Raw genomic sequence first — 21,289 nt, forward strand, 5'->3', positions numbered from 1 at the left:
AAGTTTAATTATAATGCAGGCCCGGTGAAGCCCAAATTTCTCATCCCGGTTTTTATTTCGGGGCAGCTCATAAATAATTTCCAAAGCAGCTGGCTTCGATAATTCTCGACCATCACAATGATCGGCCCCTGGTCAATCGCGAGGTAAGAATTAGATACCCAGCCTGTAGTAAGGTTAAAGGCATCATAAAAGCCGTAGGCACCCCATAGTTTATCACCCAGCTTATAATAAAAGAACCGTAAAGCCCGCATAGATTCATCCGGCGTGTAAGGCAGTGAAGATATGGCTGCAGTTGGGGCAATAACGCCAACATCATTTGTGGGCGAGCTTGCCGTATAGCCATTATTAATATCGCTGGCTGTAAGCCCCCAGCAATCGCAACTGTAGCCTTTATACCCCTTAGGGTTGGCTATGCAATACTTATTATTGATAAGGGCGTGCGCTTTGTTTTGTTCCTGGTAATTAGCATAGGCATCGCTTAAGCCGCTGGGGTTGATACCCATAAATGAATAATGGCTGAAAAATAACGGCCCGCCAAGAGCAGGCCCCAGCGGAAGCTTAACATCATAAAAAGTAGAACCATTGCGCATTGCGCCATTTTGGGCCCAGCCCTGATCATAAACGATCTTTGGTATGCTATGCGTTGGAGAAGATGCAGCCAGCACATAAGCGATCAGTCCTTCGTTCCAGCCCTGTATCTTTAAGTTGATAGCCCAATTTTTATTAGGACTCCAATGCCAGTACAACGCGTTTTGTCCGTTTTGCCTGAACCAGTCCCACTCAACAGCACCCCATAAAGTGTTAATATCAGTCCTAAGATTAGTTTCATCGGCCGTGTTACCGTTAAAGTATTGCCTTGCAGTTAACAGGCCTTCCATTAAAAATGATGTTTCTACCAGGTCGGCACCATTGTCCTGTTCGCTAAATGGCTGCACCGCCCATGTTGCACCGTTAAGCCAATGCGGGAACGCCCCATGGAAAGTAACCGCTTTGTTTTTGAGAAAAGCGACTATCTTCTGCATCCTAAGCAAACCATCGGCACGACTGATAAAGCCCCTGTCAACAGCCACAACCAATGCCATTACGCCAAAGCCCGAGCCACCCGTGGTAACTACATCCCCGGATGTATTGCGTTCGCGCGCAAGACCGCTTATGGGGTGAGCAAAATCATAAAAGTATTTAAAGGTTTGTTTCTGTACCAGCTTGAGCAATTGCTCGTCGCTTATCCTCGGGAATTTATCAGTTGAGTCAATACCGGAAGTTTTGACTGGCGCGGGTGCCTGAGATTTGTTGCTTTTGCAGGATAAAAGCAAAAGCAACAAAACAAGCGCTAAACCTTTAAAAAAGCTTTTTATCATTTTGGAGATTTTGATAGCCGGTCAGAAAAAAGGCTGCCAGGTTAACCGGCAGCCTATACTCAATCAAATGTTGGGCAGTGCCCTGTAAAAATTATCCGGCGCTATTAATAACCCGGGTTTTGTGTAAGCGTACCACCGCTGATATCGATCTCTGTTTGCGGGATTGGCCATACCTCGTTCTTACCGGCAGTCCATCCGCGTACACCAAATACCTGTGCACCACGGCCCTGGCGGATAACGTCAAAGTAACGCTCAAACTCCATAGCAAACTCAGATCTTCTCTCTTTATAAATAGCAGCACGAAGCGCAGTTTGATCTAATGTAGTAACCGGAGGCAGAATAGCATTGTTGCCGGCGCGTGCGCGTGCGCGAACCTGCTCAAGCTGTACTAAAGCAGCCGATGGGTTACCTAACTCGTTATTGGCTTCGGCATTCATCAGCAATACATCAGCGTAGCGCAAAACGATCTTATTTTGTTGTGCACCCTCGTTAAAGCCGGATACGTAAAGGCTAAAAGGAACGTACGATTTTTGGTTGTACATTGGGTTATCACCTTGTGCCGGTATCACATCACCCTCTGGCGTGGTCTCTCCGCGGAAGATAATGGTTGCATCACGGCGTGGGTCGCCCGCTTCGTATGAACTTGCCAAGTCAGCACTTGGAACATTAAAGCCCCAACCGCCACCTACTGAACCACGTACGCCTTGTACCTGCGAATATTGCGAGTTAGAGGCAGCCGGGTTATTAGGAATAAGCAAATTCTGCACCTCAAAAATAGACTCCTGGTTATTTTTGTGTGTGGTACGGAACATTTGTTCGTAATTAGGGAACAGCGAATAGCCCATACCCATTACCTGAGTGGTGTAGGTAACTACGTCAGCCCATTTTTTCTGGTACAATGCAGCTTTAGCATGCAGGGTTAACGCAGCGCCTTTAGTAGCATGGCCAATATCAACTGATGAGTAACTTTGTGGGAGAACAGCAGCTGCATCGGTCAGATCTTTTTCTATTTGTGCCCACACCTGGTCTTTTGGTGTGCGCGGAAGGTTGTATTCAGATGCGTCTTTTGGCAGCGTTACACGCAATGGAACATCTCCAAATGCACGCACTAATCTGAAATAAGCATACGCCCTGATAAATTTAGCTTCGGCCAGATAACGGTTCTTCAGGTTCTCATCCATGGTGATACCCGGCACGTTTGTTAATATCTGGTTAGCAAAATTTATAGTTTGATACTGACCGGTCCAAAATCCCCCCAACTGGCCTTCATCAGCCGTAACGGTGAAATTGCGGTAATTGTTAAAGAAGGTTGCATCACTCGCACTGCTACCCTTCTCCACATCGTCAGAACCCATGCTTTCTATCGCGATAGGCGCAAAAGCGATGTTATTCCACTCGTGCAGGTTAGCATACATGGCATTCACAGCCTTGGTAGCATCGTCCTGGGTTTTAAAGAATTGGGTTGCTGCCTGGTTTTGGGCAGGATCAATATTCAGGAAGCTTTTTTTACACCCCTGGAATGTTATAGATGTAGCGATAAGCCCTAATATTAAGGCGTTACGCATAGTTGTTATATTCTTGTTCATCATTTTACTTAAAATGTAACGTTAACACCAAAGTTGTATATAGCATATAACGGATATACGTTAGCATCAATGCCACGACTGCCTACGCCGCCGCCGATCTCTGGAGAGAAGCCTTTGTAACCAAATATGTTAACTGCGTTTTGCGCATTTAGATAAAGGCGCACTTTTGACACACCGAATTTGGTAAGCGCAGCACTTGGGAAGGTATACCCTAATTGAGCATTACGCAATCTCACATATGAGCCGCTTTCTACGTAGAAAGAATTTGGCTTGGCGTTGTCTGTTTTACCAACATTTACCGACGGGTAGGTATTTGAAGTACCTTCACCATGCCAGCGGTTGTTGTAGAAATCGGCAGTGAAGTTTTCGTTACCGAAGCGGTATGCAACATTAGCATTATACACACTTACAGCAGCTACACCCTGGAAGTCTAATGCAAGATCGAACCGTTTGTAGTTAAAAGAGGTATTTAAGCCGAAGTTGTATTTAGGCAACGGGCTACCTAATGCTACCCTGTCGCTACCATCAATTTTACCGTCGCCGTTTGTATCTTGATAAATAAAGTCGCCAGGAGCCGCGTTTGGCTGTTTACCTTTCGCTACGTCTGCAGCTGTCTGGAATACACCGATAACTTTATAACCGTAAAACTGACCAATTGGCTGGCCTTGTACCGTGCGCGTTGCAAGCGATCCGTTGGCTATGCCATCGCCCCCCTGATAAATAGGGTTATTACCGGTGATAACGTTCAATACTTTATTGTTGTTGATACCTAAGTTAGCGCTGATGCTGTATGAGAAGCTCTCAGAGCCCTTATCTCTCCAGGTCGCCAGGAACTCAAAGCCGCGGTTACGGATGTTAGCCTGGTTACCGATGATAGAACTGTTAACCGTACCTAACGAACCGGCTACCGGTATGGCAAATATTGCATCCTGTGTTTCGCGGTTGTAGTAATCAGCTTCTATGCTCAGCCTGTTGTCAAGGAAACCTGCTTCAACTCCAAAATCAGATGAAACTGTTTTTTCCCAAACGATGGAAGGCGGTACTACAGTATTGATACTTGCGCCCGGATACGGCACCTGTGGGTTACCAAATATTGCCGTTAAGTATGGGTCTGTTGCGATCACCTGTACTGATGGATTGATAGGCACAACAGAGTTACCCACTTTACCCCAGCTACCGCGAAGTTTTAAGTTACTGAATACCTTTTGATCTTTCATGAAATCCTCATTGGTAACCACCCAGCCGGCACCAACCGATGGGAAATAACCGTAAGTGTTGTTACCGAAGAACTGCGAAGCACCATCGCGACGAACCGATGCATTTAAAAGGTATTTATCTTTATAAGAGTAGTTAACGCGAGCAAATTGTGACAGCGCACGCGTATATATCTGGCTGCCCGGAGTTGCCAGGTAAGTGGCTGTAGAATCGGCAGGGAAAGAGTTATACAAGTTACCGCTTGCAGTATAAGGTACATTATCCCTTTGTGCATTTAGCTGGCGTGTTTTGTTTTGCAAAGCGCTGTAACCCAATAAAGCAGTAAGCCTATGGTCTTTAACCTGTACATCGTATGTTAAAGTGTTTTCCCAGATCCAGTTACGCACCTCGGTATGATCTACGTTAAGGTTAGTTTTCTGGCTGAACTGTTTAAATGTGGCCTGGTAAATAGGTGTATAGTTTCTCACCTCGCGCTGGCTTATATCGCCGCCAAAGCTGGTTTTAAACTTAAAGTGTTTCAGGAAGCTTACTTCGCCGTAGGCGCTGTAAGTAAAGCGTTGGTTTTTAGTACGCTGGTTGAAAAAGTCAATAGTAGCCTGCGGGTTAAAGTTGTTGCCATCGCCAAGCCCAAGCGGGTTAGGGTCACCATAGCTGCCATCAGGATTTTTAACAGGAATTATTGGAGCTGCCGCATAAAGCTGATGGAATATATCGCCGTTTGCATCCTTTGAATTATCGGATACGCCGCTTGCAGTATAACCTAACTTTAACGCTTTGCCAATTTTAAAATCATTAGACAAGTGCAGCGTAAAGCGCTCATAGTTGTTGCTTTTTACGATACCATCCTGATTAAGATAACCGAAAGAATAATTGTAAGTATAAGCATCAGTTCCGCCACTTATTGAGGCCTGGTGGTTTTGCATAAAGGCTTTGCGGAGTATTTCATTGTACCAGTTAGTTCCGTTACCATAGCTGGCAGGATTTGCTAAGATAGGCTGGCCACCGTTCAATGCAGATAACTCATTAACTGCAGTAGCATATTGTGTACCATTAGCCATTTTTACCTGGTTGGTAACAGACTGTATACCAACAAAACCATTGTAGTTGATCACCGGCTTGCCTTTAGCGCCACGTTTTGTGCTGATCAAAACAACACCGTTTGCTGCACGTATACCGTAGATAGCGGTACTTGATGCGTCTTTTAACACGCTAAAGCTCTCTATGTCCTGCGGATTAAGGAAGTCGATATTATCATACCACACACCATCTACTACAAATAATGGTTTTGTGTTACCATAGATGGTACCTAAACCGCGTATTGTAATATCCGGCGTTGAACCCGGCGCACCGGCATTGGTGATCTGTACACCTGCAACTTTACCCTGCAAACCGCTAATAGCGTTTTGAGAAGCTTGTTTGGCTACATCAGCACCTTTAACAGTAGCTATAGACCCGGTTACGTCAACTTTACGTTGCGTACCGTAACCAACTACTACCACGCCCTGCAATTCATTAGTAGCGCTTTGTAAGGTAATATTAATATTGTTGCGGCCATTGACAGGCACATCAACTGACGTATAACCTAAATATGATACGGTGAGGGTAGCGTTGGAAGCCACACTTAAAGCAAATGCACCATTGGCATCTGTTTGAGCACCCGTTGTAGTACCTTTTACAGCAACCGTAACCCCAATAAGAGATTCTCCTGTTTTGGCATCTGTAACCTTACCTCTTACAGTAACGTTTTGCGCAAAAAGGGCGGTTGAGAAAAAAGTAAACAATACGAGTAACCCCGAGATTGTAAAAATTCTCTTCATGGTGAAAAATAAAATTTTAAGAATTGGTTAATTGGTTTTATACAGGGTCGAAATTGGGTAGATTAATAATGGTAAGCAAATAATCTAACTTCACATTAATACATCAAAACTCTTTCACTTGCTCATGCCTAACATCAATAAAATATAAAACACTGTAAAACAAAAATTTAAGCACACCACAACAGTCTATCTCGTACTACACAGACTGTATACCTGACAATAAGCTTTAAGAAGTGTTTGTGTGGTAATGATGTAGTATTAAAGCTCTATGAGAAACTCTGTTAAGTTCTTGTCGTGCTCCAAGTTGAGCTTTTTTCTTAAACGGTACCTGCGAATCTCAACTCCCCTGAGAGAAATATTTAATAATGATGCCATTTCTTTACTGCTCATATTCATCCTTAAATAAGCACAAAGTTTAAGATCATTGGGAACAAGATCAGGATGATCTTGCTTCAGCTTCTTAAAGAAGTTCTCATGGGCTTCGTTAAAGCTGTTCTCAAATATATTCCAATCGCGATTGTCATTGATGCCCTCGTCAATTACTTTGTTGATCTTTTTAAGCTGATCTTCGGGCAAACGCTTTCCTTCCTTGTCTTTAAGGTTTTTCAATTCTTCGCTTATCTTTTGCAGCAATTCATTCTTGTACACAATATTCATTGCAGAATTAGCCAGCTCACGGCTTTTGCTTTCAAGATCGGCCTGTAGCTGCTCATTTTTAATGGTTACAATTTGCTGTTCATTAATAATTGCTTCACGTCGTAAAAATTCTTCGTGTTCCCGCCGTAATTTCTCCTGTATCTCTGCCTGGTGGCGCTGAAGTTTCTGGCTGTAGTAGCGCCTTACCAGGTAGTACAGCAATACGGCCAGCAGCACATATATAAAGCAGGCCAGTTTACTGGAGTACCAGGGTGCGGCTATGTCAAATGTGTAGGAAGTTATGCCGGTAACGTTTTCATCGTTTATTTTTGCCCTTACTTTGAAGTGGTAAGTGCCCTGACTCAGATTAGTAAACTCTTTAGCGCTCGATGCGCTCCATTCGCTCCACTGCTTTGAATACCCCTCCAAAAAATACTGGTAAGTTACCCTGGCCTGCCTGTAGTATGGCAGCGCGTAAGAAATGCGGATATTATTTTTACCGTATGGGATACTTTCATTTTGCTCAGTACCCATCTCTGTCATCGCTTCGGTTTTATCAGTGATGTTCTCTACCTGGCGTACCAACACTGCCGGTAAACGTTCCCTATTGCGACCAACCGCGTCACGGTCATTCAGTATCACAAAGCCATCGTCAACACTAATCAGATAGATCAGGTTATTGATCAGGCTGATGTTCTCATAATTCTGCACCATCTGCCCGTTAAGCATGCTAAACCTGTTTGAGTCTATAAGTAGTTGCCCGGGTACCGACAGATCTGCCAGTGCCACCCTACCATGATTTATAAACCAGTATTTTTTCCCGATAGCGGCGATAACTTTATTTGATGATGCAAAGGTGTTAAGCTTCCTGTTGAGCTGTTGATACTTGTAAAATCTGTCCGTGATATCATCATAAACGTAAAAGCCGGAGTCTGATGAAAAAACTATCCTGTTATCCAGGTTAAAAACACCCACGTTATAGCTGTTTGGTAAGCCGGAGCGTTTATCATAAAATTTTTGAGAAACAACCCGTTTTTTGTCGGCAGATAAAATAACCTTATAAACACCCTTGTAGGCATGACTAACCCAAAGCTGGCCCTTGCTATCCTGCTCCACAAGACGCGACGGCTCGGTAAAGCCCTCAATTTTATGGTTGAGCACCCAATTGCCGGCAGCATCTTTTTTGAAAAGGATCAAACCATTATAACAGCCTTGTATCAGTTGGTCGTTACCAAATTTTTTGATCGTCCAGCCGCCGCTTAGTGATGATATTTTGTTGATGGTACTGCCGTTTACCTGGAATGTACCATCGTTATGGCTGCAAAGTAAGCGGCCATCGTGTAAAGACAGCTCCCATACCTGCCCCTGCGAACCAGGAATTAGCTGAAAATTGAACGAGTGCAGCAACTGATTGCTGCCACCGGGCAACCAATCGCTGTAGAAAAGCCCCTGGTTGGTACCCAAATAAATTTTTTTATTGAAGATGATACTTGAATACACAGTACCAAACCGCCCGGTTTTATCGAAGTAAAAGTACATGGGCGAGTTAAGCTCAATGCGATCAATGCCGTTATCAAGCCCTGCCCAAAGGTTCTGCTCACTATCGCTGTAAAGGCTCAGCACTGTATTATTCTGCAGCCCGCTTGATTTGTTGATCTGCTGCAGCATGTTGCCAGCGGCATCTACTATCACCACTCCGTTTAAGATGGTACCAAAGGCAAAATACTTGCCCATTACCACAATGCCGTTGTTAAGCTGATAGTTCTTAAGAAAGTCGTTTGCCTGATTTTGCCACGGAGTTATAGTTTGCCCATCGTAGATAAACAGACCGTCTTTTGCGGTGCCTATCAAAAGCCTGCCATCTTTACCAAATGGCAATATGGTAAGCACCCGGCTGGCCAGCAGGTTGCTGCCTTTCACAAAACTTAACTTGTTATCTATAAGCTCAAACAAACCTGCGCCTATCTCCTCCGCAAAAAACCTATTTCCTGCTTTCAGCAGAAATAAGAAAGGTTTTTCGGGTTTTATAATCTTGACCTTATTGTTGGCGTAAATGTAAATACCGCCGAAGGCCTCAAAAAGTACCCTGTTTTTATCAACGTATATCTTCCATATCTCCTCCTTTACAGGCTGGGCATTTTTTGGGATGAGGGCAGTTAGGCTATGATATTTAAGAAAGCCTTTACCATCAGCCTGCCAGTAACCGAATTCGCCGAAGCCGCCGGCATATATCCTACCCTTACCATCGGCTGCAACTGCACGTACAATAAGTCCGTTTGGCATAGGGTACCGCTTCCAGTAACGCCCATCAAAAGATAGCAACCCCTCGTTACCAAAGTACATTACACCATGCTCATTGCGGGTTATAGACCAATTCTGGTTGCCCGATTGATATTGAAACTTGCTGTAGTTTTGCACATAAGGCACACCAATGCTTTTAATATCGGCCGCAAAGGCTGATATGTTTAGCATTACCGAAAGGCAAAAAAGCAAAAGGCGTTTGTGCATGAATTTGTGCGTTAAAAAGACACAAAGATAAACCTTAACAGCAATTAAGAAAAAAGGCCGCCTTTGTGGGCAGCCTTTCCTGTTTTATGATCAGTCAGCAAGCTGAACTTTGTTTTTCTTTGCCACATTAACAGGCTGCGGAACCTTAACGTAATAACCAGTACCGTCATATACCCGTTTACGCGGATGCGCTTTACAAGCATCACTGCAGCAGCCTTCCAGAGCCTCGCCGCATTCATCACATTGGGTAAAATGCTCATTACACTCGGGGTTGGCGCAATTGATCATCTTCGGCGTTGTTTTGCCGCAATTTCTGCAAGTTGATATCACTACCGGGTTTACACTGTTCACTTCTACCGACAGGCGATTATCAAACACATAACATTTGCCTTCAAAATCCTTTCCGCCTGCTTCTTTTCCGTATTTAATAATGCCGCCATGCAACTGGTAAACATTTTCAAAACCCTCGTGCAAAAGCAAAGCCGAAGCCTTTTCGCACTTGATGCCACCGGTACAATAGGTCAATATCTTTTTATCCTTGTACTGCGCCAGTTCATTGATCATAGCCGGGAAATCGCGGAAATTCTCAATATCAAGCGTTACGGCATTTTTGAATTTTCCAAGCGAGTGTTCGTAGTTAGACCTTACATCTAACACAACCACATCGTCCCTATCCTTCATTTCCATAAATTCCTTAGGCTCCAGGTGCACACCGGTACGTTTCTTGGGGTCGATCATCTGTGGATCGCGCAGGCCTGAATGGACGATCTCCGATTTATAACGAACGTGCATTTTTACAAATGAAGGTTCGTCAACTTCATCCACCTTAAAATCTGTTTTAGCAAAACGCTCGTCAGCCAACACGGCTTCCATATAAGCTTTACACGCTTCGGGCGCGCCGGAAACAGTGCCGTTTAACCCTTCATCAGCAACTATTATGCGACCGGTAAGGCCTAATCCATTACAAAATTTCAGGTGGTCGGCGGCAAATTGCTCGCCATTTTCTATTGTTGAGTAACAATAGTACAGTAGTGTGTTATACTTTGCCATAAGATCATTGATACTGCTGCAAACAGTGTTAAATGAGGTGCAAAGATAAATATTTTGGAGATTAGTTGATCAGTTAATTAGAGATCAGATATCGGTTGATCCAAAATAAAAAATGCATGTAATCGAAAGCAAACTAATAAACAATCACAAATCAACTAATTAACCACCCCCTATCTTATCCCATAAAATATCCTGAAACCCTGGATATACTTTTTGTCGCCGGTGAAGGATACGCCATAGTCTACACGGAAGAATAACCGCTGTATACCAACATAAAACTCAGAATAGTTCATGTTATTCTTTTCTGTTAGGAAATTGGCCCCTATAATCTCTTCGAGCTTAAGCTTACGCATAAAAGGTATGCGGCTAAAGAACGCACCTGCAAAATTATGTTGGTAGTGAGCCTCCAGAAACGCATCGTTTGAACTGAATTGATAGAACGGCAGGAAATGGAAACTTGCCAGATCGGTAGGGTCAAACGTTAAACCCTGGTTGCCCGAAAAATGGTTATAATCCATAAAGTAAAGGTTGCGGCGGTTAAGGAAATCGCCTGCTGATATCCTGAACGATGAATAACCGGTTAATCCGATCGGAATATGATCCTGACTGATGTTAATAGACACGAAATCGTAATTTACATCAGAACCAAAAACGCCGTTTATACCCTTGCGATAATTAAGCACGACCTTTGGATATCTTGACGGTACAAACGTACGGCCATCAGGCCTGGTAATATAACGTTGACCAAAGGTAAACTCAAGCGATGTTTTAAAAGTAAATGCCTGGTGCTCCGGAAATAAAAAGGATCTGTCATCGGCAGGTGTACCCGGTGGAGCCAACGGGTTGTTTGATGTATATTCTTTATTCTTTGGATTAAATATGTGCTGGTACGACGTATTGTATAATTGCCTGCGATTAGAATACTCAACGCTCGAACTCCACAAAATACCATTAGCAAGTTCGCGCTCATAACCTACGTTACCGTATTGATTACGATAATACTTTACATAGTTGTTCTCAAACAGCAAAGAGCTTAGGGTATTGAACCATAATGATCTGGTACCTACGTTACTTAAATCCATTACATCTGCACCAAAGTTGGTAAAAACACGGCCACGATGCCATTGATCAAACAGGTACTCGCTATGGATCATTGGGCTTGCCAGCTTACTTGAAAAACCGTACTTAAACTCCGGAGAAATACTAAAAGACCGTAAGTCGTCAAACTTCTTGGTGTATTTAACCTGTGCATCAATTCCCCAACCTTCAACCGTGTTGTAATAAATACTTTGGTAAAGGGGCGCTATGTAAAATGATTCTTTGGTACGGCGATTTTTAGCCTCATAACCAAATATCGTATAGCTTGGTAAGCTAAACTTATTGTTTTCCAACTGTACCGAATCAAGGTATGGATCGGAATGCTGCAAGGCAAAAAGACTATCCTTTTTCCGGTAATCGCGCATTTCCTGCGGCGTTAACGGCACAGGCCTTATGGCGTTCCAATAGCTCGATGGTTTTGTGTTGGCTGCAGTATCAACTTTTAATACTTCTCCATTGAAAAAACCATCTGGAAAAGTCTGATCTATCTTGTAGTTATTATAAATACCTACATAGTATCCTGCAAATTTGAATCCTAATACAGATCCTTTGTAATCATACTGTATAGATGCCGGCAACCAAACGCTGTCTTTAACAGGGATGTATTGCTGGCTGATAGATAGCGTATCTATTAAGTTAATATTATCGTTCTCTTCGGTAAGGTAAAGGTCGGCGCTGTAAACCCGCCAATCGCCATCTACTATGTAAAGGAAACCTCTAAAGGTTGATGAACGCTTTGACTTTGGCAGTATTGCAATTTTATGAATGGTACGGTTATTTGAAACCGTTGTACCTGCAAGCCTAAACCTGTAATACTTAAAAGCATTATCAGCCACCGGTGATACAAAACCACGGCTACGCAGGCCCTCTATGTAAAATATATTCTGGTAGATATTAAGCTGTAAGTCTGACGCCTTATTATAATTAAAGGCAGGGCTGCCACCTGTACTTTTAGCAGCAATGGTGATCTCCTTAAACTTATTCGGTCGTTGTAAATTAAATTCAGATAAAGATTCCGACTGGTACAAAATCCCCCTGCCCAGCGAATCAAGATCGAGCTGTTTGATGACCGGGCTGCTCATTAACGACTTAGGTGCCTTTGTTAAACGCTGCACACCCTTAATGTAAACCTGGCAGGTGTAGCTTTTAAATTCGTTCATGTGGCGCTCGCGGTTAGCCATTACCTCTCTCATGATGGCCATACCCCGGTCGGTTTTACGGTTGTAAGTTGCAGTATCATCACGACTGAATACTTCTTCGTCTAACTGCACGTTAAGGCGTTCATCCTGGTTAGATATGGCAACAGCGACTACTTTCTCACGGTAGCCCACAAAACGATATACGATATTGTAATTACCCGGCGATAACTTAAATTGATACTGGCCTAACTCGTTGGCTGTAGTGCCATAAGTAGAGTTACGGATATATACTGATGTAAAGCCAACAGGTTCACCTTTATTGCCTGTTATGCGGCCGCTCAGCATAAATTGCTGAGCATCAGCAAGCATTGCGTTTGCACACAGCATCAATAGTAGTAAGTATATTCTCATACAGGGATTTTCCTACATAATATTAAATGCACGTTAAATGTTTGTTTTGCAGCATAAATTATTAAAAGCGATGCACATAACGTCAATTGGTGCGTATTTCCTAATTTTGCAACTTTAAATACATTTATCATGTACAATACACTGCAACCGGTTTTACAAAAAGAACTTGCTGACATTGAAGCAGCTGGCCTATACAAAAAAGAGCGTATTATAACATCGCCTCAAGGTGCCGACATTACGGTACAGGGCGGTAAAGAAGTGATAAACTTCTGCGCTAACAATTACCTGGGCTTATCAGGCAATGCCAAAGTGGTGCAAGCTGCTAAAAATGCTATGGACACGCATGGTTACGGTCTGTCATCAGTGAGGTTCATCTGCGGTACGCAGGATATTCATAAACAACTGGAGCAGAAGATATCTGAGTTTTTAGGCACCGAAGACACCATCCTTTACGCGGCAGCATTTGATGCCAACGGCGGCGTGTTTGAACCTTTATTTAATGATCAGGATGCTATAATATCTGACGAGTTGAACCACGCTTCTATCATAGATGGTGTACGCCTTTGTAAAGCACAGCGCAAACGCTACAAACACGATGATATGGCCGACCTGGAAGAGCAGCTAAAAGCCACTCAGGATCTTCGTCACCGCATTATAGTTACCGATGGTGCTTTCTCTATGGATGGTACCATTGCTCAGCTTGATAAAATTTGTGCACTGGCAGAGCAATACAACGCTTTGGTGATGATAGATGAAAGCCACTGCAGCGGTTTTATGGGCAAAACCGGTCGCGGCACGCATGAGCACCATAACGTAATGGGTAAGATAGATATCATAACCGGCACTTTGGGTAAAGCGTTGGGTGGTGCATCCGGTGGTTTTACATCGGGCCGTAAAGAGATCATCGATATGTTGCGCCAGCGCTCAAGGCCTTACCTGTTCAGTAATACATTGGCCCCCGCCATTACCGGCGCTTCAATTGCTGTGCTGGATATGCTGAGCGAAACAACCGACCTGCGCGACAAACTGGAAACTAACACCAAATACTTCCGCGAAAAAATGACTGCTGCAGGTTTTGATATCAAACCCGGTGTGCATCCTATAGTACCTGTAATGCTTTACGATGCAAAACTGGCGCAGGAGTTTGCCGCTAAAATGTTGGACGAAGGTATTTACGTGATCGGTTTCTATTATCCGGTGGTCCCGCAAGGTAAGGCTCGTATACGTGTGCAAATATCTGCCGCACATGATGTAGCTCACCTGGATAAAGCCATTGCTGCCTTTACCAAGGTTGGTAATGAGTTGGGAGTGTTGAAATAGTTACGTATACTTTTATTATATTTGTACGTATAAATCGATCTTATGGAAAACACTAAGTTAACACTTAATATCAAAGCAGATTCTCTACCGGCTGTGAAAGAATATGCCAAGCGTAAACATACAAGTTTATCCAAAATGGTGCAGCAGTTTTTTGATGATATAGTGAAAAAGGAAGAGGGTTCAGACGCTTTTCTCAACAAGATCAAGCAAGAACCGATTGCTCCTGAAATAGCTGCCCTAAGAGGAATATTGAAAGGGAAGGTGCCTGATGATATTAATTTATGGGATGCCAAATATGAGTATCTAAAAGAGAAGCATGGCCTCTAAAATATTTGTTGACAGCGATGCCCTTTTAGACTTTTTGTTGGAAAGACATCCATTTGTTTATTATAGCCAATCTCTACTTAACAGAGGCAGACAAGGTGCGATAAATTTGTATACGTCAACCTTGATTTTAGCTAACGTTCATTATCTGATTTCTAAGAATATTAATAAGCAGGCCGCTAAAATTGCAATTAAGGAAATTTTAAACTTTGTTAAAATCCTTTCGTTCGACGAAGAGCATGTGAAACTGGCGTTAGGTAACGAACATGTAGATTTTGAAGATACGATACAATATTACATAGCCGATAAAAATAATTGCGACCTCATAATCACGAGAAATACTAAGCACTACAAGCGATTTGACATACCGGTATTAACTGCCGAACATTTTTTGAGACAACTATAATGCAAGAAAAAATAGATAAATATACGGCCGATATTCAAGCTTTTTCGCCGGCTAACGCCGATGAGCTGGAGGCTTTCCGCATAAAGTATTTAGGTACCAAAGGTTTGATAAAAGACCTTTTTGAGGAATTTAAGACTGTTGGCCCCGAAGAAAAACGCGTTTTTGGTAAAGTGCTTAACCAGTTTAAGCAAATGGCCGAAGCCAAATATGCAGAACTAAAAGATTCTCTGAACTCCGGACTCAAGACTCAAGACTTAGGCCTTGACCTTACTTTGCCCGGTGATGGTTTCGAAGTAGGCTCGCGCCACCCGCTGTCATTAGTGCGAAACGAGATCATCGATATTTTCAAACGTCTTGGTTTCGTAGTGGCCGAAGGCCCTGAGATCGAAGACGACTGGCATAACTTCTCGGCGCTTAACTTCCCGCAGGAACACCCGGCGCGCGATATGCAGGACACCTTTTTTATCCGCAAAGGGGATGGCAGCGATGATATTGCCTTGCGTACGCATACCTCATCGGTACAGGTGCGTATGATGGAGAATGGCAAACCGCCATTCCGCGCTATTATGCCGGGCCGTGTTTACCGTAACGAGGCTATTTCGGCACGCGCACATTGTTTCTTCCACCAGGTAGAAGGTTTGTATGTGGATGAGAACGTTTCTTTTGCAGATCTTAAACAAACGCTTTTCCACTTTGTGCAGGAGCTTTACGGCGAGGGTACCAAAGTGCGTTTCCGTCCGTCATACTTCCCGTTCACCGAGCCATCTGCAGAAATGGACATCTCTTGCACTATATGCAAAGGCGCCGGCTGTAACATGTGTAAATACACCGGTTGGGTAGAAATTTTAGGTTGCGGCATGGTTGACCCTAACGTGTTAGAGAATTGTGGCATCGATAGTAAAAAATATACCGGCTTTGCCTTTGGTATGGGTATAGAGCGTATCACTAACCTTAAATATGTGATCCGCGACCTGCGCTTGTTCTCTGAGAACGATGTGCGTTTCTTGAAACAATTCCAAACTGATATAATATAAATGAAGCAAGCGCTGATACTGGTTTTTACAAGCATACTTCTGTTTTCATGCGCTAAAAACGGCAGCGTGGTACCCAGTGTACCGGTAAACTTCAGGATAACAAAAACTGACCCTCGGGTGCAGGCTCTTACTGCAGCCGGAGGGGCGGTTACTATATCCGGCGTGGGTGTGGCAGGTATTATTATCTACCGCAGGTTTGATGGCGCCTATGTAGCTTATGACCGTTGCAGCAGTTATCAGCCCGAAAAATTATGTGCAGTAAACTTTGATGATAACGGCCTTACCGCTACCGACCCATGCAGCGGTTCTAAATTTTCTTTGGAAGATGGCAGCCCGGTAAAGGCCCCCGCGAGTAAATACCTGCGCTCATATCTTGTAAATACCACGCAATTTGAGATATTTGTTTCAAACTGATTAATGGAAGCAGACAAAATTAAAGATAGCATTAAGCGCGCCTCGCAGGATCTGTTCCGTAAGTTCGGTTACCATAAAACAAGTGTAAACGAAATTGCCAAGCGGGCAAAAATTGCCAAAGCCACCATCTACAAATATTTTGATAGCAAAGAAGCGGTATTGCACGTATTGCTAATGGACTATATTAAGGTAAGTGTTGATGAGCTTTTGGCGACAACTGCCGAGGTTGACGAGGAAACCCACCTCAGCAACCTCATCATGAAAACCTGCCGCTTGTCTTATACTGTGTGCAACGAATTTATCGGCTGGGATTTTATTCGTGAAAGTACTAACTCGCAGGAATTTTTGAAGAACCTGTCTAACGAGTTGGAAGAACTATTGGTACATTCCTTTACCGAAGGCCCCGGCATCCGCCCCAGTGAAAACTATCAGCAACGGATCCGTTTCCTTATCAAATGCAGCAAGAACATCGTGTTCAGCTTCGCGTTCACCTCTGTAAGTGACAGCGACGTGCGCAAAAATTTTGTTTCCTTCCAGAAGGAGATATTGCCATATCTGGTGAAGGCGGCTATACAGGTTTAAGAAACCCTAAGGGTGTTAATAGCCTGTAGCCACTCATTCTTATTACAGCGCCCGCATGTGCTGCTTGTTCCTTTTATAAACGTTACTTTACCACAGTATGTACAGGCATACTCGCCTTCGGCCTTAATTACGGTGCTTTTTTGGGCGTAAACCTTTGGCAGCACCGGCATACCGGGCTTTACATCTTCATCGCTGTAATAAAAAAGGCTAACGTTGCCGGTAGTTTCTAAAATACCAATGCGCACCTGGCCAAGGTGCTCAATGCTTTGCTGGCGAAGTTCTGCCAGGAATTCATCTTTTGCAAAGTTCAGGTTGTCATCATCAAGCACAAACATGCCGTCTTCTATCACATATTGCGGCTGGCCTTCCAAAATAGATTCGAAACGCTCATTTTTTGCAGCAAACCAGGTTACACTACGGTACAAGAGCAATATAGTTACCAGTACAATAACTGAGGGCACAATGGCAACATCTTTAACAAACATCGGGTCGCCGGCTGCAGAGCCAAACCCTATGATAATGGCCACCTCAAATATTGAAAGCTGCCTTACGCCCTTTTTCCCTGTCAAGCGAAGGATAACCAGGATAAGTGTGAACATGATCAATGTACGCACAACTATCTCAATAGCAAATCTAAAATCAAGATCCTTCAGGAAAACATCATACCAGCTCATATGCATTAATTAAGCTAATCAATGGGGTAAATGTTTTGGCTGATTTTATCGCATTTTTTTAAGAAATATTTGGAAGCTAATTATTTAATCACTTACTTTGAATATCAAAGTACTTTTAAGTGAAAGAAAACGATATTCAAAACGACCTGACCTCTATCCGCAGCATGATGGAGCGTTCGTCAAAATTTATTTCGCTGAGCGGCCTCTCTGGCGTGCTGGCGGGTATTTATGCGCTGATTGGTGCAGCTTGGGCTTATACCATTGTTTATGGCACAGGCGGCTTTCTCAGTTACCGGGAATATGTATTTGAAAACGCACCGACTTCTTCTGAGCGTTTGATCAAGCTCATCTGCATTGCCCTGGGCGTTTTGGTTGCATCGATATTGACAGGAATTATCCTAACGCTGCGCAAAGCCAAACAAAAAGGCCAAAACGTTTGGGGGCGCACCAGCAGGCAATTGCTATATAACATGTGTGTACCGTTGTTTACCGGCGGGGCGCTGATCCTGATACTGATCTGGCGCGGGTATTTTGGTGTGGTTGCACCGGCTTCGCTTATTTTTTACGGGCTTGCACTAATAAATGCCAGCAGTATCACTTTCAAGGATATTCATTATTTAGGTATCTCTGATATATTGTTAGGTTTGCTGGCTGCAATTATGCCGGGATACGGCTTAATATTTTGGGTGATTGGGTTTGGTTTGCTGCACATTGTTTACGGCAGCATTATGTACTTTAAATACGACCGGTGAAACTTCCATTTGAAAAACTCGATAAAGCGTTTGAGAACCGCCTGCGTTTGCAAATTATGAGCATATTGGTGGTTAACGAGCGCTACGACTTTAACTCGCTTAAAGAACTGCTGGACGTTACCGATGGTAACCTGGCATCGCACCTTAAGGCGTTAGAGAAAGAACAATATATAACTGTGCACAAATCATTTTTAGGCCGAAAGCCCAACACTAACTACGCCGCCAGCGAGCAGGGGAAGCTTGCATTTAAGCAGCATTTGGATGCCTTAGAGCAAATTATAAAACAGCAGAAATAAAGTAACTATTTTTTTGTCCTTTAACTTTGAAATACAAAGTACTTTTTAAATATGATCAACGAAGAACAACCATCCGCATTTAGGGGATTTATGAACTGGCTCCAGGAGTCGGTCACAGTTAAATTAATTTTTATTGGGTTTTTGATACTGGTGCTGTTGATACCATCAGCCTTGATAAATGATCTGATATTTGAGCGCTCGGCCAGGCAATCACAAGTGGTAAAGGAGATCGCCGATAGCTGGTCGGGCGACCAAACCATTAAAGGTCCGGTACTCGTGGTGCCTTACAAAAGGTATTTCAAAGCCATCGATAATGATAAGAAAGAGGTCACTAAAGAAGTAACGGAAAACCTTTATCTGCTGCCCGAGAACCTGAAGATGGACGCCGCTGTAAAAACTGATAAACTGCACCGGGGCATGTTTGATGCGGTGGTTTACAATTCGCAGGTTAAAGTGAGCGGAAACTTTGGCAAGCCCTATCTGGCCGCATTATCTTTAACACCCGATCAACTACTATGGGATAAGGCCCGTTTGGAATTCAGCATTTCAGACCTGAAGGGTTTAAAGAATAATCCGGTGATCAATGCGGCCGGCCAGCATCTCACTGCCGAGCCATCTTTTACCGCCCACCCTGTTTTTGATAGTGGTTTACAGGCCAACTTAAACCTTGCTACCGTTAAGGAGGCCGGTTTCACCTTCGATTTCACCCTTGATCTTAAAGGCAGCCAGGAACTTCACTTTATGCACCTGGGTAAAACTACCGATGTATCTGTAAAAGGGAACTGGAGCACCCCAAGCTTTGACGGCCGTTACCTGCCCGATGAGCGCCATATGGATAGCGCCGGGTTTAAGGCCAACTGGCGGATGCTGTATTATAACCGCCCCTATCCGCAGCAATGGGTGGTTGATAACAACCTTTTGAATGATAAGAACAAGCTGACCAATGCATCTTTCGGTTTAAAGCTTCGCTTGCCGGTAGATCAGTACCAGAAGATCACCCGCACCAGTAAATATGCCATCTTAATTGTGCTGCTTACTTTTGTTTCGCTATTCCTCACCGAAGTTATCCGCAAGCAAAGGATCCATCCGTTTAATTATGCTTTGATAGGTGCCGCATTGGTTATATACTATACGTTACTGCTTTCTTTTTCAGAGCAAATGGGATATAACCTGGCCTATATCATAGCCTCTGTCGCCACAATCGGGCTGGTGTCGGTATTTATTTCGTCACTGCTCAAGAATAAAGCCGCTGCCGCGCTGTTCGCGGTCATTCTATCAATCATTTATGTATTCATTTTCGTGATCATTCAATTAGAAGACCTCGCGCTGATGATCGGCAGTATTGCCTTGTTTATCATCGTTGCCCTGCTGATGTATTTCTCAAGGAAGATCAACTGGGATAAACATTAAAATCACACCACACCTATGCATACAAGCAATTACTGGATAAGGCATTTCAAGGAAAACGCCCGACACCAAAGAATAAACTGGGCTTTAACGCCAACCATGACTAAGGATGAGATTGCGGAAATACTGCCCTCGTTACAAGCCTGGCAGCTCGGCGAAACATCAGAAGGAGAGCACCTCATTGCGGCATCAACCAGATACGCCTATGCTTTGGGCGATCCTGATTACGTGGACGCCGTACGCCTGTTTATTAAAGAAGAGCAGAAGCATGGTAATAACCTTGGTCGTTACATTGATAAGATTGGCGAGCAACGGATAAAGAAGGACTGGGGTGATACACTGTTCCGCAAGGTGCGTTACCTCAACACCAGCATGGAGATCTGGACACTGGCCGTGATAGTGGTGGAGAGCATCGCACAGATATTTTACCAGGCCTTAAAAGATGCTACCCAATGCCGCCTGCTGAAACAGATCTGTACCGATATCCTGATAGATGAAGCACCGCACATCACCTTCCAAACCGAGCGGCTGGCCATCATCTTCGACAACAAAAGTACTTTTTCAAAAGCATGGCGTAAGGTGGTGTACAGATGGTTCTTTTACGGAGTATCGGCGCTCGTATGGTTCGGCCACAAGCGCCTATTCAAAGCCGGCGGGTTAACATTTGAACGTTATGTGCACAAGATGCGCTATAAATATTATAAAACAGTAAAGGCCATTACTGCGCCTTTAGTTGTAGAGTTTGCCTAAACCAATCACCAAGGTGCCCCCGTTAGCCATTAGCGGGGCGCCTTTTAAAAAAATAAATTTTATGATAACTCAATTAAATGCCCTTAGTTATAGTTTAAAGATCTGGCTGAGTAGTGTATTTGTCGGACCGGCTATATTCTTTATCATAGATTACTTGCGCCATGGTGGTACCAGCGCATTTAGAAATGGTATGCTTGATATTTATTTCTTGTTCGTGATATTTGGCGGGTTATTTTCGTTTGTTACATGGATAACATTCCACTTTTTAATGAGGATAGTCATAACGGCCTTTGTCAGCAGGGTCAGTAATGTCAAATATCTTATTGCTTTTTTAGGTGCATCACTTACGGTCGTAACGTTTTTGATAGTTCCTCATGATCTTATAGGTTCTGATGTTATCACAATTGCCATATCTTACGCGTTAACGATAGCCGCAGGTTCACTCATCTACAATTTTGACATTGAGTATGAGCCTGAAACAAATCTTTAACAATTATTTAATCAAAATACCA

18 protein-coding genes are annotated in these 21,289 nt (G+C 43.5%); 11 read left to right on the top strand and 7 right to left on the bottom strand.

The genetic code is table 11. The features are described from left to right. Positions 1-8: 8 nt before the first annotated feature. From INP83_RS01310 to INP83_RS01335, 6 genes are all read right to left on the bottom strand, one after another. Complete coding sequence (locus INP83_RS01310) at positions 9-1,358, bottom strand: glucoamylase family protein (RefSeq protein ID WP_219126011.1); 1,350 nt, start codon at positions 1,356-1,358, stop codon at positions 9-11. 104 nt (positions 1,359-1,462) lie between these two features. Next, positions 1,463-2,923 carry a RagB/SusD family nutrient uptake outer membrane protein gene (locus INP83_RS01315; protein ID WP_255563224.1) on the bottom strand — a complete coding sequence of 487 codons (1,461 nt, stop codon included), beginning with the start codon at positions 2,921-2,923 and terminating at the stop codon, positions 1,463-1,465. A gap of 29 nt (positions 2,924-2,952) precedes the next feature. Further along, positions 2,953-5,976 (bottom strand): TonB-dependent receptor, encoded by a 3,024-nt coding sequence (locus INP83_RS01320; protein WP_146273258.1) that lies wholly within the window; start codon positions 5,974-5,976, stop codon positions 2,953-2,955. Positions 5,977-6,234: 258 nt separating this feature from the next. Further along, positions 6,235-9,084: a triple tyrosine motif-containing protein gene (locus tag INP83_RS01325; RefSeq protein WP_255563225.1), complete on the bottom strand. Its 2,850-nt coding sequence runs from the start codon at positions 9,082-9,084 to the stop codon at positions 6,235-6,237. Positions 9,085-9,210: 126 nt separating this feature from the next. After that, positions 9,211-10,170 (bottom strand): rhodanese-related sulfurtransferase, encoded by a 960-nt coding sequence (locus INP83_RS01330; RefSeq protein ID WP_219126014.1) that lies wholly within the window; start codon positions 10,168-10,170, stop codon positions 9,211-9,213. Between the two features lie 170 nt (positions 10,171-10,340). Then, positions 10,341-12,818 carry a DUF5686 family protein gene (locus INP83_RS01335; protein ID WP_219126015.1) on the bottom strand — a complete coding sequence of 826 codons (2,478 nt, stop codon included), beginning with the start codon at positions 12,816-12,818 and terminating at the stop codon, positions 10,341-10,343. 129 nt (positions 12,819-12,947) lie between these two features. On the opposite strand from INP83_RS01335, the gene kbl reads away from it, so the two are divergent. From kbl to INP83_RS01365, 6 genes are read left to right on the top strand one after another with little or no spacing between them, the layout of a single operon-like run. Continuing rightward, entirely contained in the window at positions 12,948-14,138 is a 1,191-nt protein-coding gene (kbl, locus tag INP83_RS01340) for a glycine C-acetyltransferase (RefSeq protein ID WP_219126016.1), read from the top strand. A 42-nt stretch (positions 14,139-14,180) separates the two neighbouring features. Next, entirely contained in the window at positions 14,181-14,465 is a 285-nt protein-coding gene (locus INP83_RS01345) for a DUF6364 family protein (protein WP_219126017.1), read from the top strand. Next, a complete protein-coding gene (locus INP83_RS01350) occupies positions 14,455-14,868 on the top strand; it encodes a PIN domain-containing protein (RefSeq protein WP_219126018.1) in 414 nt (137 codons plus the stop codon). Before INP83_RS01345 ends, INP83_RS01350 begins: the two co-directional genes overlap by 11 nt. After that, positions 14,868-15,902, top strand: coding sequence for a phenylalanine--tRNA ligase subunit alpha (gene pheS / locus INP83_RS01355; RefSeq protein WP_219126019.1), 1,035 nt, complete (start codon positions 14,868-14,870; stop codon positions 15,900-15,902). Before INP83_RS01350 ends, pheS begins: the two co-directional genes overlap by 1 nt. Then, on the top strand, positions 15,903-16,316 hold the full coding sequence (locus INP83_RS01360; protein ID WP_219126020.1) for a hypothetical protein: 414 nt from the start codon (positions 15,903-15,905) through the stop codon (positions 16,314-16,316). A gap of 3 nt (positions 16,317-16,319) precedes the next feature. Beyond that, entirely contained in the window at positions 16,320-16,898 is a 579-nt protein-coding gene (locus INP83_RS01365; protein ID WP_146273267.1) for a TetR/AcrR family transcriptional regulator, read from the top strand. On the opposite strand, the gene INP83_RS01370 is transcribed toward INP83_RS01365, so the two are convergent. Next, the gene (locus INP83_RS01370; protein ID WP_255563226.1) at positions 16,895-17,572 is read right to left on the bottom strand and encodes a DUF421 domain-containing protein; all 678 of its coding nucleotides are present in this window, start codon (positions 17,570-17,572) and stop codon (positions 16,895-16,897) included. The genes INP83_RS01365 and INP83_RS01370 overlap by 4 nt on opposite strands. 119 nt (positions 17,573-17,691) lie before the next feature. On the opposite strand from INP83_RS01370, the gene INP83_RS01375 reads away from it, so the two are divergent. The 5 genes from INP83_RS01375 to INP83_RS01395 all read left to right on the top strand — a co-directional run bounded on the left by INP83_RS01375 (position 17,692) and on the right by INP83_RS01395 (position 21,267). Beyond that, positions 17,692-18,324: a hypothetical protein gene (locus INP83_RS01375; RefSeq protein WP_219126022.1), complete on the top strand. Its 633-nt coding sequence runs from the start codon at positions 17,692-17,694 to the stop codon at positions 18,322-18,324. Then, entirely contained in the window at positions 18,321-18,620 is a 300-nt protein-coding gene (locus INP83_RS01380) for a transcriptional regulator (RefSeq protein ID WP_233524474.1), read from the top strand. The genes INP83_RS01375 and INP83_RS01380 overlap by 4 nt, the downstream gene beginning before the upstream one ends. Positions 18,621-18,671: 51 nt before the next feature. Continuing rightward, positions 18,672-20,030 (top strand): cell envelope integrity protein CreD, encoded by a 1,359-nt coding sequence (creD, locus tag INP83_RS01385; protein ID WP_219126023.1) that lies wholly within the window; start codon positions 18,672-18,674, stop codon positions 20,028-20,030. 15 nt (positions 20,031-20,045) lie between these two features. Beyond that, positions 20,046-20,777, top strand: coding sequence for a ferritin-like domain-containing protein (locus INP83_RS01390; RefSeq protein WP_219126024.1), 732 nt, complete (start codon positions 20,046-20,048; stop codon positions 20,775-20,777). A gap of 61 nt (positions 20,778-20,838) precedes the next feature. Next, complete coding sequence (locus INP83_RS01395; protein ID WP_219126025.1) at positions 20,839-21,267, top strand: hypothetical protein; 429 nt, start codon at positions 20,839-20,841, stop codon at positions 21,265-21,267. Positions 21,268-21,289: the final 22 nt, after the last annotated feature.

This window comes from Mucilaginibacter sp. 21P, from assembly GCF_019331605.1.
In the GTDB taxonomy this organism is placed as follows: domain Bacteria; phylum Bacteroidota; class Bacteroidia; order Sphingobacteriales; family Sphingobacteriaceae; genus Mucilaginibacter; species Mucilaginibacter achroorhodeus.

Bases quoted from the DNA above. Each gene is read 5' to 3' on its own strand.
- INP83_RS01310 (WP_219126011.1), bottom strand. From the start codon at position 1,358: ATGATAAAAAGCTTTTTTAAAGGTTTAGCGCTTGTTTTGTTGCTTTTG.
- INP83_RS01315 (WP_255563224.1), bottom strand. From the start codon at position 2,923: ATGCGTAACGCCTTAATATTAGGGCTTATCGCTACATCTATAACATTC.
- INP83_RS01320 (WP_146273258.1), bottom strand. From the start codon at position 5,976: ATGAAGAGAATTTTTACAATCTCGGGGTTACTCGTATTGTTTACTTTT.
- INP83_RS01325 (WP_255563225.1), bottom strand. From the start codon at position 9,084: ATGCTAAACATATCAGCCTTTGCGGCCGATATTAAAAGCATTGGTGTG.
- INP83_RS01330 (WP_219126014.1), bottom strand. From the start codon at position 10,170: ATGGCAAAGTATAACACACTACTGTACTATTGTTACTCAACAATAGAA.
- INP83_RS01335 (WP_219126015.1), bottom strand. From the start codon at position 12,818: ATGAGAATATACTTACTACTATTGATGCTGTGTGCAAACGCAATGCTT.
- kbl (WP_219126016.1), top strand. From the start codon at position 12,948: ATGTACAATACACTGCAACCGGTTTTACAAAAAGAACTTGCTGACATT.
- INP83_RS01345 (WP_219126017.1), top strand. From the start codon at position 14,181: ATGGAAAACACTAAGTTAACACTTAATATCAAAGCAGATTCTCTACCG.
- INP83_RS01350 (WP_219126018.1), top strand. From the start codon at position 14,455: ATGGCCTCTAAAATATTTGTTGACAGCGATGCCCTTTTAGACTTTTTG.
- pheS (WP_219126019.1), top strand. From the start codon at position 14,868: ATGCAAGAAAAAATAGATAAATATACGGCCGATATTCAAGCTTTTTCG.
- INP83_RS01360 (WP_219126020.1), top strand. From the start codon at position 15,903: ATGAAGCAAGCGCTGATACTGGTTTTTACAAGCATACTTCTGTTTTCA.
- INP83_RS01365 (WP_146273267.1), top strand. From the start codon at position 16,320: ATGGAAGCAGACAAAATTAAAGATAGCATTAAGCGCGCCTCGCAGGAT.
- INP83_RS01370 (WP_255563226.1), bottom strand. From the start codon at position 17,572: ATGAGCTGGTATGATGTTTTCCTGAAGGATCTTGATTTTAGATTTGCT.
- creD (WP_219126023.1), top strand. From the start codon at position 18,672: ATGATCAACGAAGAACAACCATCCGCATTTAGGGGATTTATGAACTGG.
- INP83_RS01390 (WP_219126024.1), top strand. From the start codon at position 20,046: ATGCATACAAGCAATTACTGGATAAGGCATTTCAAGGAAAACGCCCGA.
- INP83_RS01395 (WP_219126025.1), top strand. From the start codon at position 20,839: ATGATAACTCAATTAAATGCCCTTAGTTATAGTTTAAAGATCTGGCTG.